This is a genomic window from Oenococcus sp. (genome assembly GCF_047725585.1).
GTDB lineage: Bacteria > Bacillota > Bacilli > Lactobacillales > Lactobacillaceae > Oenococcus > Oenococcus kitaharae_A.
In genome coordinates this window covers 163,093-178,213 of record NZ_JBDNNF010000004.1, presented here as the reverse complement: position 1 = coordinate 178,213, position 15,121 = coordinate 163,093, and the positions used below count along the sequence as shown (strand labels likewise).

12 protein-coding genes and 1 pseudogene are annotated in these 15,121 nt (G+C 43.3%); 4 read left to right on the top strand and 9 right to left on the bottom strand.

What is annotated here, in order from left to right:
• Window positions 1-7 precede the first annotated feature (7 nt).
• The 3 genes from glf to ABF487_RS06745 are packed head-to-tail and all read right to left on the bottom strand — an operon-like array spanning window position 8 to window position 2,563.
• Window positions 8-1,177 (bottom strand): UDP-galactopyranose mutase, encoded by a 1,170-nt coding sequence (glf, locus tag ABF487_RS06755; RefSeq protein WP_415634878.1) that lies wholly within the window; start codon window positions 1,175-1,177, stop codon window positions 8-10.
• Entirely contained in the window at window positions 1,167-1,934 is a 768-nt protein-coding gene (locus tag ABF487_RS06750; RefSeq protein WP_415634877.1) for a DUF4422 domain-containing protein, read from the bottom strand. The genes glf and ABF487_RS06750 overlap by 11 nt, the downstream gene beginning before the upstream one ends.
• Entirely contained in the window at window positions 1,934-2,563 is a 630-nt protein-coding gene (locus tag ABF487_RS06745) for a sugar transferase (protein WP_415634876.1), read from the bottom strand. Before ABF487_RS06745 ends, ABF487_RS06750 begins: the two co-directional genes overlap by 1 nt.
• Before the next feature lie 106 nt (window positions 2,564-2,669).
• Between ABF487_RS06745 and ABF487_RS06740 the strand changes: the two genes are divergently transcribed.
• The gene (locus ABF487_RS06740; protein WP_415632501.1) at window positions 2,670-3,170 is read left to right on the top strand and encodes a GtrA family protein; all 501 of its coding nucleotides are present in this window, start codon (window positions 2,670-2,672) and stop codon (window positions 3,168-3,170) included.
• On the opposite strand, the pseudogene metG reads toward ABF487_RS06740, so the two are convergent.
• Window positions 3,171-5,201: pseudogene (gene metG / locus ABF487_RS06735) on the bottom strand (methionine--tRNA ligase); the annotation flags it as partial. It lies immediately after the preceding gene.
• A 53-nt stretch (window positions 5,202-5,254) separates the two neighbouring features.
• Here metG and ABF487_RS06730 point away from each other — a divergent pair.
• A complete protein-coding gene (locus ABF487_RS06730; RefSeq protein WP_415634875.1) occupies window positions 5,255-6,616 on the top strand; it encodes an amino acid permease in 1,362 nt (453 codons plus the stop codon).
• On the opposite strand, the gene ABF487_RS06725 is transcribed toward ABF487_RS06730, so the two are convergent.
• A complete protein-coding gene (locus ABF487_RS06725) occupies window positions 6,613-7,599 on the bottom strand; it encodes a helix-turn-helix domain-containing protein (protein WP_415634874.1) in 987 nt (328 codons plus the stop codon). The two genes, ABF487_RS06730 and ABF487_RS06725, sit on opposite strands and share 4 nt — an antisense overlap.
• 136 nt (window positions 7,600-7,735) lie before the next feature.
• Here ABF487_RS06725 and ABF487_RS06720 point away from each other — a divergent pair, with 136 nt between their 5' ends.
• Window positions 7,736-9,058, top strand: coding sequence for an MFS transporter (locus ABF487_RS06720; protein WP_415634873.1), 1,323 nt, complete (start codon window positions 7,736-7,738; stop codon window positions 9,056-9,058).
• A 60-nt stretch (window positions 9,059-9,118) separates the two neighbouring features.
• Here ABF487_RS06720 and ABF487_RS06715 read toward each other — a convergent pair whose 3' ends face one another.
• Window positions 9,119-11,116, bottom strand: coding sequence for an ATP-binding cassette domain-containing protein (locus tag ABF487_RS06715; RefSeq protein WP_415632500.1), 1,998 nt, complete (start codon window positions 11,114-11,116; stop codon window positions 9,119-9,121).
• Window positions 11,117-11,710, bottom strand: a complete 594-nt coding sequence (locus ABF487_RS06710; RefSeq protein ID WP_415625626.1) for a TetR/AcrR family transcriptional regulator — start codon at window positions 11,708-11,710, stop codon at window positions 11,117-11,119.
• An 88-nt stretch (window positions 11,711-11,798) separates the two neighbouring features.
• On the opposite strand from ABF487_RS06710, the gene ABF487_RS06705 reads away from it, so the two are divergent.
• A complete protein-coding gene (locus ABF487_RS06705) occupies window positions 11,799-12,467 on the top strand; it encodes an HD domain-containing protein (RefSeq protein WP_415625625.1) in 669 nt (222 codons plus the stop codon).
• A 31-nt stretch (window positions 12,468-12,498) separates the two neighbouring features.
• Here ABF487_RS06705 and gtfA read toward each other — a convergent pair whose 3' ends face one another.
• On the bottom strand, window positions 12,499-13,968 hold the full coding sequence (gene gtfA, locus ABF487_RS06700; protein WP_415626284.1) for a sucrose phosphorylase: 1,470 nt from the start codon (window positions 13,966-13,968) through the stop codon (window positions 12,499-12,501).
• Window positions 13,969-14,043: 75 nt separating this feature from the next.
• Window positions 14,044-15,096, bottom strand: coding sequence for a LacI family DNA-binding transcriptional regulator (locus ABF487_RS06695; protein WP_415633379.1), 1,053 nt, complete (start codon window positions 15,094-15,096; stop codon window positions 14,044-14,046).
• Window positions 15,097-15,121: the final 25 nt, after the last annotated feature.

The window sequence follows — 15,121 nt, the reverse complement described above, 5'->3', positions numbered from 1 at the left end:
GTGAACATTAATAATTTGTGTCAAAACGATAATCTTCAGCAAGTCCAAATTCTTGTTTGACTGTATTAAAGGTCGCATTGATAACTTGATCCATGTCGAAATAGCGATATAAGCCCAGACGACCGCCAAAAATGAACTGTTTTTTATGCTCACGGGCTAACTTAGCATATTTTTTGTAGATCTCAGTGTTCTTCTGGTTATTGACAGGATAATAAGCTTCTTTGGTCCGATCCCAATTCTGCGGGTATTCCCGTGTGACAATCGTCTTGCCAGGGTCAGCTAGGCCATCGAAGTGACGCCACTCCATGACACGCGTATAAGGCGTCTGAGCATCCGTATAATTAATCACAGAATTTCCTTGATAGTTATCCATGTCCAAAGTTTCGGATTCAAATTTCAAGCTGCGGTATTCCAATTCGCCGAACTGATAATCAAAGAAACGGTCAATCATCCCTGTATAGACAATCCGTGGGAATTCGCGGATGCAATCTTCCTTATGGGCAAAGAAATCCGCATCTGTCTTCACATCAATCAAATCAGAAGCCAGCCACTTGTCAAAAAGCTGGGTGTAACCGCCGATCGGAATTCCTTGGTAGCGATGGTTGAAGTAATTATTATCGAAAATGAAGCGGACCGGCAAGCGTTTGATGATAAAGGCTGGTAATTCAGTGGCTTTTCTTCCCCACTGTTTTTCCGTATAGCCCTTAATCAATTTTTCGTAGATGTCCGTGCCAATCAGAGAAATAGCCTGCTCCTCTAAATTACGCGGCTCTCCTTCAATACCAGCAGACTTTTTCTGCTCTTCGATCTTGGCTTTGGCCTCGGCCGGCGTCTTGACTCCCCACATCTCGTAGAAAGTATTCATATTGAATGGCAGATTATAGAGTTCGCCCTTATAGTTTGCGATGACTTGATTCTGGTAATTATTGAAATCAGCGAAATGGTTAACAAAATTCCAAACCTCTTTGTTATCAGTATGGAAAATATGAGCACCAAAATCATGGACGGTAATGCCATGCTCAGTGTGCGTGTGCATATTACCGCCAATGTAGGGACGCTTTTCGATCAGCAATGAGCGTTTACCAAATTTAGCAGCCTCATAAGCAAAAATGGATCCAAAGGGACCGGCGCCTACAATCAAGTAATCATAATTTTTCGTGTTGAATTTATTTGCCATTTCTTCCTCCTGTGACTTTCCTAGCCAGAAAAAGACCGCCTTTTTTAATCCAGTTCTGTTTTTCTTCAAAAACGAAGGGTATTTCAGTGAAACTCTTGCCCTTGGCATCTAAAAAGATATCCAGCAGCCGTTCACCGACAAAACCAAAAACACGTTTCTCATAAGCATCATAATCGCTGCGGTCAATTTCTTTCTCGAGTTGGAACAAAATCGGAAACAGCCAGCCGGCATACTCATCCAGCTCTTGACGGCTCATGATCATCATATTGAATAAATGTTGACTGCGGCGCTGCATGATTTTATCATAACTAGCCTGAAAGTCCTTGCCAATAAGCGTGCGAACCAGATCAATCGGCTGAGCATGGTGCGCATGGATATAGTGGGAATAATTAGTCTCTATGTAGTAATGGCGCTGTTTGGGCAAAATAATTTGATCTTGCTTCAGCAGTGCATCTAATTGGGCTTGCGTCAAAATATTGGTCAGCCCTTTTTTGTGATTCATGGAAAAATAGCGGCGATAATGAACTAGGCCAATCACATCAGCATCAGAATTCTTCCAAGCCCAATATAAGGCTGTCAGCTCATTAAAAGAGCTATTTTTGTCGCTGATATTGTCGCCTGTGTCATCCCCGATCCATCCGGCCGGCATGTCGAGCGGATTTTTCGATCCAGCGTGCCCGACCCAGATAGGCTGATAAAGCGGGTCTTTTGGCATAGGATAAATTTTATGCGAAGCAACGTAAATCTTAGCTGTCATCAATAGGCACCTTCGCGACTGAAAATGGCCTTCATCGTCAGGTAGACAATATACCAGTCATACCAAAAACCAATATGATCGACGTATTCCAAATCAAGATCTGCACGTTCCGGATACTTGATATCCGAACGGCCTGTTGCCTGCCAGAGGCCCATTGCGCCTGGAAGGACACTTAAGAATTGATCAACGTGATCGCCATAATAACGCAATTCAGGCTCGGTCACGGGACGTGGCCCAACAATCGACATCTGACCGAACAAAATATTAAAGAGCTGCGGCAGTTCATCTAGGCTAGTCCGCCTTAAAACCCGGCCAAATTTTGTTACACGGGGATCTTCACCAGCAGGGAATTTGTAATCGTTATCAACAAAAAGCTGGTAACTATCAGGATGTTTTTGAAAATACTGGTCAGCATCAGTCCGCATGGAACGGAATTTAATCAGCTTAAAATGCTTATGGTGTTTGCCGACACGGTCATGCCGATAGAAGACAGGGTCTTTAGGGTCATTGATTTTTTGCAAAATAATCAGAATTAAAAAAAGCCAGGACAACAAAATAATGCCGACAATACTCCCGGCAATATCAATCAATCTTTTGAAGGGTAAATAGTGTTTCTGCGACTTCGTCATTCTCTGCTTTATTATAACGAACTTGGCAAAAGCTAATTTTAGAAATTGATAATTATTAACAAAAATTTGCTTTCCGCTAAATTAAGCTAAAATAGTTAAGTCAGCAATGAAAAGCTCTTGGGAACAACATAAGGAATTAATTCTCTATCTAATTTTTGGTGTTTTAACAACCATCGTCTACTTCGTTGCACGTTTTTTAACTGTGCATATTAGCCAAAACGCACTTTTGGCCGTGATTATCGCACAAGTTTCAGCCATTCTATTCGCTTTTATTACGAATAAAATATGGGTCTTTACGAAAGCCGAAAAGAGCTCTCTTCTCAGTCAATTCATGAAATTCGTCGCTGCCCGCCTCTTCGTGTTCTTTTTAGATCTGTTTGTAACCTGGCTGTGCATCGAAAAATTCGGATCTTTCTTTATCAAACTATTTTTGCTGGATCACCTCAACTACCAATCCGGGATCACAACTTGGCCGCTTGTTAAAAGCTTTATCGGATCGCCGGTGCTCGCCAATACTTTTATTTGGTCCATGGTGATTCAAGTCGCAGCAATTGTTTTAAATTATGTCTTTTCCAAACTTTTTGTCTTCAAAAATAAAAAGCAGTGATTAATTAATCACTGCTCCGGCTTCGATTTCATCAGGCAGCTGGGTGACCATCACGTTCCCATCACTGTTTTCCGCACATAAAATCATACCTTGGCTGATTTCACCAGCCATTTTTCTTGCCTTCAAGTTGGCAACGATCACAACAGTCTTGCCCACTAGGACAGAAGGATCCGGATACCATTCACGGATTCCCGATAAGATTTGACGGCCCTTTTCGCTGCCATCATCAATTTGCCATTTAATCAATTTCTTGGAATTCGCTAAGAACTCGCCCGATTTGATTTTCCCAGCGATCAAACGCAGTTTGGCAAAATCATCATAGACAATTTCTGGCTGCTGTTCTTCTTCACGCGCCCTTTCTTTAGCTGCTTCCATATGGGCACGTCCTTTGCCCTTTGTATCTTTTTGGACAAGAGAAGAAATAAAGGCAACTTCTTTTTTAACATCCAAGCGTGGAAACAAAGGAACCGCTTGGGCTGAGACAATCGCATTTTCAGGCAGATCGGCAAAAGACAGGCCGGCAATTGGAGGCACGTCCTTTAATCCTAATTGCTGGAAAATCTTAGCTGGCGATTGTGTCAGAACCGGCTGCAGCAGGCTGCCGGCAACACGCAGCGAGGCAGCCAGATGGGCCATCACGTCATCCAAAGCTGTTTGATCGCCATTTTTATCCAGCACCCAGGGCTGCGTCTCATCAATGTATTTATTCGTTCGGCGAATCAACGTCCAGACAGCTTCCAAAGCATCCGCCGTATGGATCTGTGCCATCTCACTTTTGAAGTTTTCAATAGCTTGTGCTGCTGTTTCTTCTAAATCAGCGTCCGAATCAGCTGCATGCCCCAGCGCTGGAATATGGCCATTTTCATAACGGTTAATCATCGAAACCGTGCGATTCAGCAAGTTACCCAAATCATTAGCGAGATCAAAATTGACGCGGTTAACAAAATCTTCAGGTGAGAACACACCATCGTTGCCAAATGGCATACTGCGCAATAGGTAGTAACGAACCGCATCCAAACCATAGCGGCTTTCTAGTGTCTCAGGATAAATAACATTACCCTTGGATTTAGACATTTTCCCGTTTTTCATGACAAGCCAGCCGTGGCCTAAGACTTCGCCGGGCAAAGGCAATCCCAAAGCATGCAGCATAATCGGCCAGTAAATGGTGTGAAAACGGACAATTTCTTTACCAACTAATTGGACATCGGCCGGCCAGAACTTTTTGAATAAGTCCGGCTGCTGATCAAAGCCGCCCAAATCTGGATCATAGCCTAAAGCCGTAATATAGTTGGACAAGGCGTCAATCCAGACATAAATAACGTGTCTTTCATCGCCAGGCACCGGCACGCCCCAATTGAAGCTGGTGCGTGTCACAGCCAAGTCTTCTAAGCCCGGTTTAATGAAGTTCGTAATCATTTCATTCATGCGGCTTTCCGGCTGCAAAAATTCAGGGTGATCAGAATAATACTGCAAAAGCCAATCAGCATATTTGCTCATCTTGAAGAAATAAGTCTCTTCTTTTACCAGCTGCACTTCGTGTCCGGATGGCGCTTTACCGCCTGTCACTTTGCCATTCTCATCGCGGTAAACTTCAGCCAGCTGCGATTCGGTAAAATACTCTTCGTCGGATACAGAATACCAACCCACATATTCGCCTTTATAGATATCGCCTTCATCCATAAATTTTTTGAAAATATGCTGAACAGCTTTCTCATGATACTCATCAGTCGTCCGGATGAATTTGTCATAGGAAATGTCCATCAGTTTCCACAATTTTTTAATGCCGGCCGCCATTTCATCCAGATAAGCCATTTCGCTTTTTCCGGAAGCTTCGGCCTTTTGTTGAATCTTCAGGCCGTGTTCATCGGTACCAGTCAGGAAAAAGACATCCTCGCCTAAAGCACGATGAAAACGTGCCGTTGCATCGGCAAGCACTGTTGTATAAGTGTTTCCTAATTGTAATTTTCCGGATGGATAGTAGATCGGTGTGGTTATGTAAAATTTCTTTTTATCAGTCATGGCAAATGAGCCCCTTTCAAATACATGTTTCTATTATAAGCAAGGATGCCTTAGTATGTAGAGTAATGAAAAAAATTAACGACAGCCATAATCACATGAAACGCGAATTATCTAACCGCCACGTACAGCTCATTGCTATCGGCGGCACGATTGGGACGGGATTGTTCTTAGGGTCCTCGCGCTCGATCGCCTTTACTGGGCCGTCCATTATGCTGGTCTATCTATTAGCCGGCACTTTTATGTTCCTGCTCACGCGCGCCATGGGTGAAATGCTTTACATGGATCCCAGCCAGCACACTTTCATTAATTTTATTACAAAGTATCTAGGCCGACCCTTTGGTTTTTTCTCAGGCTGGACCTATTGGCTATCAATTGTTTTTATGGGGATGGGCGAGCTGACGGCCGTCGGTATTTATTTCCAGTTCTGGTTTCCCAAGATTCCCATGTGGCTGATACAGATCGCTTTTCTTTTGATGATCATGTCTATCAATTTAATCACGGTGAAATTCTTTGGTGAGGCGGAATTCTGGTTTGCCATGATCAAAATTTCGGCTATTGTTGCTTTAATTCTGACTGGTATTTTTATGGCTGCAGTTAATTTCAAGACGCCTGTTGGCCACGCCAGTTTAGTCAATATCACGACTCATTTTCAGCTTTTTCCTAATGGCTGGATGAAGTTTGTCATGGCGTTTCCAATGGTTTTCTTTGCCTACCAAGGAATTGAATTCGTCGGTATCACGACCAGTGAGACGAAAAACCCGCGTCAAGTACTGCCGCGAGCTATCAATCAGATTATCTTCAGAATTTTGATTTTTTACGTCGGCGCCCTGCTGGCAATTATGGCCATCTATCCTTGGCGTTCCTTGGATCCCAAACAGTCACCCTTCGTCTGGGTCTTTAAGCTGTTGGGCATTAGCTGGGCGGCCGGCTTGATTAATTTTGTTGTCCTAACAGCAGCTGCCAGTGCTCTAAATTCGGTGTTGTACTCTTCCGGACGCCATCTGTACCAGCTGGCTTTAGATTCTAAGGGCCATTTCAAGAAAACTTTTGCAGTCATCAGTGACAAAGGCGTTCCGGCTCGTGCCATTATGTTTTCTGCTTTGGTCGTGGCCGTTTCGCCGATTATCTACTCCATCCCAACAATTAATGATGCGTTTTCGGTCATCGCCAGCGTCAGTTCCGGTGCCTATCTCTTGATTTATATTCTGACTCTGCTCGCTCACAGAAAATATATTCAATCATCCGATTATCTGCCGGACGGTTTTTTAATGCCGAAACCTAAAATTTTAGATCCGCTGACAATTGCCTTTATGGCATTTATTTTCGTCTCGATGGGCTTTCAAAGCGATACCTTGCCAGCCGTTGTCGGAACTGCGATTTGGGTAGTGGCTTTTGGCGGCTATTCCTGGCTGAAGCATCGCAATTAAAGCCACAGACGCATAGTACGGTCATCAGGCTTGTCTTTGCCAGTCTCTTTCTTTTTAAGATAAGTTTTAAAACGCTGCAAAAAATAAGCCAAGACTTTTGCTTCCTCCTCATCCGCTAACAAAGTCAAGACTTTAATCACATTATTGGCTCGCGCCTCGCCTCTAGCTTGATTGCCGGTCGCGATCTCGTATAAACCTAATTCAAATAAATACTCAGCTTTAAAACGGATATCCGGCCTTTCTTGCAAACGCTCATTGAACATCTCAAGAGTCTTTTTCATACTGGTTAAATCATCGTAAATTTGGTTTGACATGACAGTTAGCAGGATTTTGTAATCTTCAAAGGCAAAATCTCCGTCGTTTGCAATGTCACGAAGGTAATCACTGGATTTCAAAGCTGATTTGAGTAAGAGCATGCGTGTTTCAGGCGAAAAAGCCATTGAAAAACTTGAATATAAATAAATCTCGAATTTTCCCCAAATCTCGACATTGAACAAATAATTCAATATCTCATCACTGGCTTTTTCAAATGCAGCCCGCACGCGGTAATAGTCTGCCATGCGATTGTCCCGAACCAAGATCGCGATTTCATTCATGTAATGCAGCATGATACCGAGATATTTGGCCGCCAGATTGCTGGGATCGGCCGCATAATCTCGGCTGATCTCTTTTTCCAGTTGCAAGTTTGTTTGGATATGCCCAGCTTTGCCATCGTTATTTTCGATTCGGTCAGCCAAACGGCTAAAATAATCAGGCGTTTGGCCACCATACTGTCGAGATAAAAATTCATCCGGCGTGACCTGAATTTTCGACAGCAGGCGAAAAAAGCGATCAGCCGAGATTTTCGTTTTGCCCTTTTCAAATTTACCAATAAAAGAGCGCGAGAGCCCCTCTTCTTCCAAATCTGTCAATAACAGATTTTTTTCTTGTCTAATTTTGCTGAATAAAGGACCATAATCGCTTTTAGCTTTGTTCATGGTCATATATTCCCACTTTGATCTGCTTTTGGCAACTGGCTGCATACTAATTTTAGGGTCAATTTGTTATTTAACACATATTACCTTGACACAAACAGTATTGTGTTATAAATTAATGACAAGCAAAAGGAGAAAATACATCATGCGGGAACTCTTATTTCAAAACAAAGCTTTTCGAGCTTTGGCTATCAGTAATCTTTTCGAGACAATCGGTGCCGTCCTGTTCAATATTGTCTTTTTGATTTACGCAGCTCAATTGCCCAACCGGACTTTGGCAATTTCGATTGTTTCGCTAGTCACGATCTTTCCGACCGTGCTGCAGGCACTGTTAGGCAGCGTCGCGGGACGTGTTAAAAAACCGATTCGTTATATGCTGAACCGGCGCTTGTTTCAAACGGTCTTATACATTTTAGAAGGCGGTTTGTTCTTCTTTGGCGATTTGAAATCCTGGGCAATCTTTGTCCCTCTATTAGCGATCAACTTCTTCAGCGATCTGACTGGCGGCCTTTCTTACATGGTCTCGATGCCAATTACCAAACACGTCGTCCCTGATGCAAAACGAGAAGTGGCCAACGGATTACAAACAGCCATTTCCAGCACGATCAGCGTGATTGGACAAATTGTTGGTGCCACATTAATTGTTTTCATGAATTACCAATACGACGCCTTCGCCCTAATCAATGCTTTGATGTTTGCCATTTCGTTTTTCGTTCTATTGAGTTCTAGAAAAGAACTGGTCGTGGCGGAAAAAGAATCACAATTAGCCATTGAAGCATCTAAAAAGGCAGCTGAGATTAAAGATGATAAAAAAGTGAAGAGTGTTTCTGGCAACTTGGCCAATCTGATCTTTTCTTCGCCAATGATTCTCTTCCTGATTATCTTCGGTACTGCCGTGAACTTTATCGGATCATCGACGGATGCCATCTTGAATTTGACACTCCTATCGGCTAAAGGCCTCTATTTCACGCCTTGGTTTCCAACTTATGGACAGACAGTTGCCATCTACGGTGCCGTTTTCTCAGTCGGCGTCATCATCAGCTCTTTGTTTATGAATGATGCTATTGGGCGTATGAAGCTGACAAGTCTGGCGGCCTTGATGACGCTAAGTTTGTCCTTGGCTTCGTTTGCTTTTGTCCTGATGCCAAACCGCTGGCTGATTTTAATTCTCATGTTTATCACCTCTTATGTGCTAGGTAAGATTAATCCTAAAGTTGGGGCAATGATGATGAGAGTCGTGCCAGAACATCAACTAGCTGCCATCAGCGGATTATTTAGTTCTATCGTCACACTATCCATACCAGTCGGACAATTTCTCTTTCTAGGCATTGCAAACTTTTCCCGGCCTGTCTACGCATGGCTGGCCATGGGCATTATCGGTATGCTGCTGTTCGCCTTCGTGGTGCTCTCAGCAGGCCGCTTCAATACCAAAGAGGCAATCAAAGCGCAGACTGCCAACGCCAAATAAAAGCTCCCAGATGGGAGCTTTTTTTGTTTGCTTAAAATGATCTGATATTTTATTAGGCCATTACTCGGCTGCCAGAGACTCGATTGGATCAAGTTTAGCTGCACGTCTAGCTGGCAAAAGTGCTGCCAAGAACGAAATCACAATCGCTATCACAAAGGCAAAAATGACATTTCCTGGTGTGATAATCACCATGTTGGCTTTAGCTAGGCCGTAAAGTGCTTTATTAGCAATCGCGCCGATACCAAAGGCCAAAATTAAAGCCAGAACCGCTGAAAAGAGTCCGATTAAGACCGATTCTCCTGTGAACAAACGGCTGATATCGCGTTTGCCTTCGCCTAGAGCCCGTAACACACCAATCTCTTTGGTTCTTTCCGAAACACTCATATACATCGAAACAATAATCATTAAAGCCGACACAACTAGCGAAATCGCTGCAATCGCTGCTAGAACATTGGTCGCTAAGCGAACATATGAACTGACTGTATTTAAGATATCACCAACCGTGATTGCACCAAAAGCGTATTTACCTTTGCTGCGAATATTATTGACTTGTTTGGCAACAGAACGCGTCACATCGATGGAGTCGGCATTCACTGAAACAAAATTAGGATCTGTTATGGCACCGGCAGACTTCAGCATTGTACGCATCGTACCGTAATTCGTTGCCGTAACAGCACCTGCTTGGCCGCCATTAGCTAATCCGGACACCTTTAAATCTCTTCTCACGACCACTGGCTGCTGTGCTTGGTTAATCCAAGTAAAGCTTAAGGTCACTGTCTTACCGATCATCTGCCGATATTTTTTAGTACCAAGAAAAGTCTGAGCCTGAGCTCGGTCAATGACAATCTCATTTTGTCCAGGTTTGCGGCCATTTTTAACCGTACTGCTTGCAAAAGCGCGCGTCCAAGTTTGTAAACCACTAGCTGAAACCGGCGTTTTTTGGCCAGGCAAGGTCAAGGTATACTGACCAAATTGATAACCCGGTTGTACAGCATTAACATTTTTCAAAGATCGCAGCTTGTTCAAATCACCTTTACTGATCAACAGCGCAGACGGATTAGAAGCAAATTGTCGTAATGAACTCGTGAATTCAGCTTGAGACATTTTTTTACCAGATGGATTTCTCATCACAGAGACCGAAGTTGGATTAATCATCGAAGAAATCTGGTCACTGATGAAAGCTGAAATACCGTTTCCCAAACCAGAAAAGAGCAGGACGGCAAAGATACCGATACCGGTTCCCAACATGATCAAAAAATTACGCCAGAAATAATACATGGTATGTTTGTAAGCATTCTTATAGGCAGCCAAAGCACCCAGTTTTTTTGAGACGAGCCGTTGATCTGATTCAGGCTCAGGCAGTGCGTATTTGTCACGATTGCGCTGATTTTTATCGATGACGCCATCAGACATGTGAACAATCCGCGTGCCAAAACGCGCAACTTCTTCTGAATGCGTGACCGCAATGACCAGTTTGCCGGATTTAGCGATGCCTTCCATGATTTCCAGAATTTCATCCGTATTTTTGGAATCTAGTGCGCCGGTAGGCTCATCGGCAATAATGATATCCGGATCAGAGGCCAAAGCTCTCGCAATCGCGACACGCTGTTTTTGTCCACCGGAAAGCTGATTAGGATGTTTTTTAATATGCTGGCTCAGGCCAACCTGCTCCAACAATTCTTTGGCACGCTGTTCCTTTTCAGCATGACTCAGAGTTGTCATGTCCAAGCTGACCAAAACATTGTCCAAAACGGTTAAATGCGAAATCAGGTTAAAACTTTGGAAAATAAAGCCGATTGTCTGACGACGGTAGGCATCCATTTGTTTTTCCGTAAAATCTCGAGTAGAGTGGCCATCCAAGATGACATCCCCTTCATAATCGTGATCAAGACCGCCGATGATGTTCATCAAAGTCGACTTACCACCGCCTGATTCACCTAAAATACTGACAAATTCGCCCTTATCAAAATCTAGGCTGATGCCCTTCAAAACGGGAAATTCTTCATTTTTATTCAATATATAAGACTTATGAATGTCTTTTAGTTGCAGATATGCCATCTAGTTCTCCTTTTTCAGCAGCATGTATATGGTATCAAATCTCTCTTTCAAAAGACCTTTTGTTATTCGACTGTTATGTTCTCGTATCACGAGATCAATCACAACACCGCGTACCAAATTAAGATAGACATGACTCAATTCCGTTGCGGGCAGGCCTGTTCGCAATTCACCGCTGGCCATTGCACGCTGGATATTATTTCGCCAAAATGCGACAAAAACCGCCTCCTGCTCTGACACAACCTGCTTTAACCGTGGGAAAGCCCTAGCAGCATTGGTCATTAGGATCAATTGATCGCTCAGATTAGGCTGGCGATCATTGAGTACTTGATCATAGTGGTCCGCAAAGGCCAGATAAAAAGCATGAAAACTGTCAAAAGCCTGCTGACCAAAATCGGCTTGCATAGATTTCCCGAACTCAGAAAAAAGCTGCTGCATCGTTTGCAAGAACAGGTTTTCCTTGCTGGGAAAATAATTATACAAAGCACCCTTTGACACAGCTGCCTGTTTGACAATATCAGCAATTGAGACCGCTTCATAACCATGAAGCAAAAATAGCCTAAGCGCAGATTGTAAAATTTTATCCTTTGTCGTCATGAGGTACATACCGAACGGTCGGTATGTATTTTATGTTATCTTAGTCCAGCACTTTCTTCAAGTCAGGCTCCCAAGGCTTCGGTGTAGAATGGAAAATATGGTACTGAATCCACTGCAGCTAAATCAACTAGACAAAATTCATAACTTCATGAAAACACTGCTAGATCATGATCAATCAGGTCATGACAGCAGTCATATTGATCGTGTTGTCGCAATGGCCCGCAAAATTTTAAAACAAGAAAAAGGCGCTGATGAGTTCGTTGTCTTGGCAGCCGCGGCTTTACACGATACCTACGATGAGAAATTGTTTGCCAATCCAGCCAGTGCCAAACGAAGAACAGCTGATTTTCTCCTCAGCATTCAAGTTGACCCGAAACCGATTCTTTATATCATCGATAATATGTCCTGGTCGGCAAATACTTTTGGTCAAGCAAAACCGCTTGATTTAAATGGCCGGATTGTTCAGGATGCCGATCGCTTGGATGCCATTGGCGCGGTTGCAGTGATTCGAACTTTTAAATACGGTTTTAAACACAATCGGATCGACTATGACCCCAACATTCTGCCGCGCGATTTACAAAATAAAGCTGAATATCGTAATGATAAGCAGACAACCCTTAACCATTTCTACGAAAAACTTTTTAAGCTGCAGGCTTCGCTAAATACCCCTGCTGCCAAACAGATTGGCCAAAAGCGCGACCATTTCATGCATGAATTTGTCGATGAATATATCGCTGAATATGAATCGAAAGCATAAAAAAACAACCATCACAGGTTGTTTTTTTATTTTACAATCGGACTTTGTCTGCTTCGTCATCAGAAAAAATAATTTGGTCATTAGCCTTAATCGTGAAAGTCTTGTCAGCCGCATTAGCTTGCAAGATAGCCGTATCTCGGCCGTCAGTAGAAGTGCGTTTGACCCGAATTGTCTGCTCGCCCTCGGTCTGAACGGTGATCTCACCGTCTAAATCGAAAGCAGCGAATTGATTGCGCCAGCTGAGCAGCTCAAGCAGTTTTTTAACAACCGGCCGCTGAACCTCTTTGGCAACTTCATCTTGACTGTAATAATGGCGGTTAATGTTACGGCCTTCCTTAGTCCTCTCTAACAAATCCAAATCATTGGCACCAGCCAGCAAGCCGACATAATAAATCTGCGGGATACCAGGGGCAAAAATCTGGAAAATCCTCGCCAACAGATAAGCTTTGTCATCATTGCCCAAGGCTGAATAATAGGTGGAATTAATCTGGTAAATATCCAAATTATTGTAAGCCGCGGATGAATATGTCTTTTTCACGTTGGCTCCGACTTTGTAAAGTTCGCTAGAAGTATATGCAATCTCGTCATCAGTCAAAATATCTCGAGCATCGACGACACCGATACCATCATGCGTATCTAAAGTCGTAAATTGCCGTTTGGGCGACATCTTCAGCCATTTAGCCAATTGCGCTGTCTTACCGGAATAAAGCGTATAAAGTGTGACTAAAGGCAGGACAAAATCATACGTAAAGTAGCCGTGTGCGTTAATCTTAGCCGGAATTGTGTAATGCTCATGAATTTCCGGCAGAATTTCAGCTTGCAGCGGTGTCAAAATGTCGCGAACTGAATCCAGCAGCTGCCAGATTTCCGGTTCGACAAAGAAATCATTCGTATCGATTTTTTTGATCGCATAGGCAAACGCATCCAAACGAATCAAGTCGGCACCATGTTGAACCATCTCTAGCAACGTCTCTTTGATAAATTTTTTTGCGCTATCGGCATTAACATTAATATCAATCTGCTCATCGCCAAAAGTGTTCCAAAGATGTTCCTGGCTGCCGTCTGCAAAAGTGATTTCCTGAATCGGTGCCCGATCTTTACGCTTATAAATTAAATCAATATCAGCTTGAGTGGGGCGTCCTTGTGGCCAGAATTTTTCCCAGCGAATGAAGAAATCCCGATACACTGAAGCATCTTTTTTGGCTTTAAAATCCTGATACATGACCGATTCACGTGAAATATGATTAATCATAAAGTCAAACATTAAGTAGTATTTTTCGCCCAAAGCATGAACATCTCGCCAGTCGCCAAAGGCTGAATCAACGCGTGTATAGTCGGATGGCGCAAAGCCGCGGTCACCCGTCGAAGGGAAGAAAGGCAGCAGATGGATACCACCGATGGCATCCCCGATATAAGTTGTCAGTACCTCTTGCAGTTCTTTAATATTCCGACCCATTGAATCGGCATAAGTTATCAGCATTGCTTTGTTTTGCACAGGCATTATCAGCCCTCCACTTTAGATATAGTACCCGCAATCAGGCCCTCATACTATTATAAAGGAAAAATTGTTAAACGATTAAACATTTGTCAGACGCGCACCGTCAATCGACTCGCGTTCAATAAATTCCGATGGCACAATCACCTGCAAAGCGGCTGTCCGTTGTTCAAAAATGCGCTGACGAATCAGCCGCACGGCCTCGCGCCCAATCTCTTTGCTCGCCGGATGCACGCTTGATAAAGCAGGCACTAGGTATTGAGCGGCTTCAATATCATCAAAAGAAGTCACGGAAAAATCCTTCGGAATTTTATAGCCAGCATTTAAAATCGCCCGATAGGTACCGACTGCAATTGGATCAGAAGCTGCTACAAAAGCAGTAGGCAGGTCAGGCAAAGGGAATGTTTTTAATAATTGACTAACTGCCAAATATGCTTTCATCGTATTCCAGCCCGTTAGCAAAATTTGCATATCATCCTCTAAATGATGACGCTGCATCCAATTTTTATACGCCAGCAGGCGCAGATCATCATTTTTGTACAGTACCTGGCCATCAGCATTCACGGCATCGACACTGCCGCCAATGAAAGCAATTTTAGAATGCCCTAATTTATGCAGATGGTCCAATACCTCATCGGTTTGTATATCGAAATCCGGCCGAATAGTATCAATTTGGCGATCCGTTGGAACATCAGAAATAACCACCATGTTGATATTTTCTGTTTGAATTCTTTTTAGCAGGTCCGCAGAAAAGGTACCGATGACAAGAACTCCGCCAAAGCTTTTAAAAGAAGGCAGATCTTGTGTGATTTCGCCACTATAAATCACGCGGGATAGTTTAAATAAATCATGCTGTGCCTGCTCCTCAATGCCACGGCGAATATCGGCAAAATAAGGGTCATCCAGCTCTTGTGCCTCTGAGACAGTATCCAAAACAGCGATTGTCAGCTTAGAACGTTCGTAAGTCTGAGAACGGCCGGCTTCTTTAGCGATATACCCCAGTTGGTTAGCCGACAGACGCACTTTGTCTTTGGTCGATTGTTTAACAGATAATGTTGTATCTTGATTTAAAATTCTTGAAACGGTTGCCGGACTAAAACCGGCCAATTTAGCGACATCACGAATACTGGCCATATATCTCCTTGCACCAATTTTACTC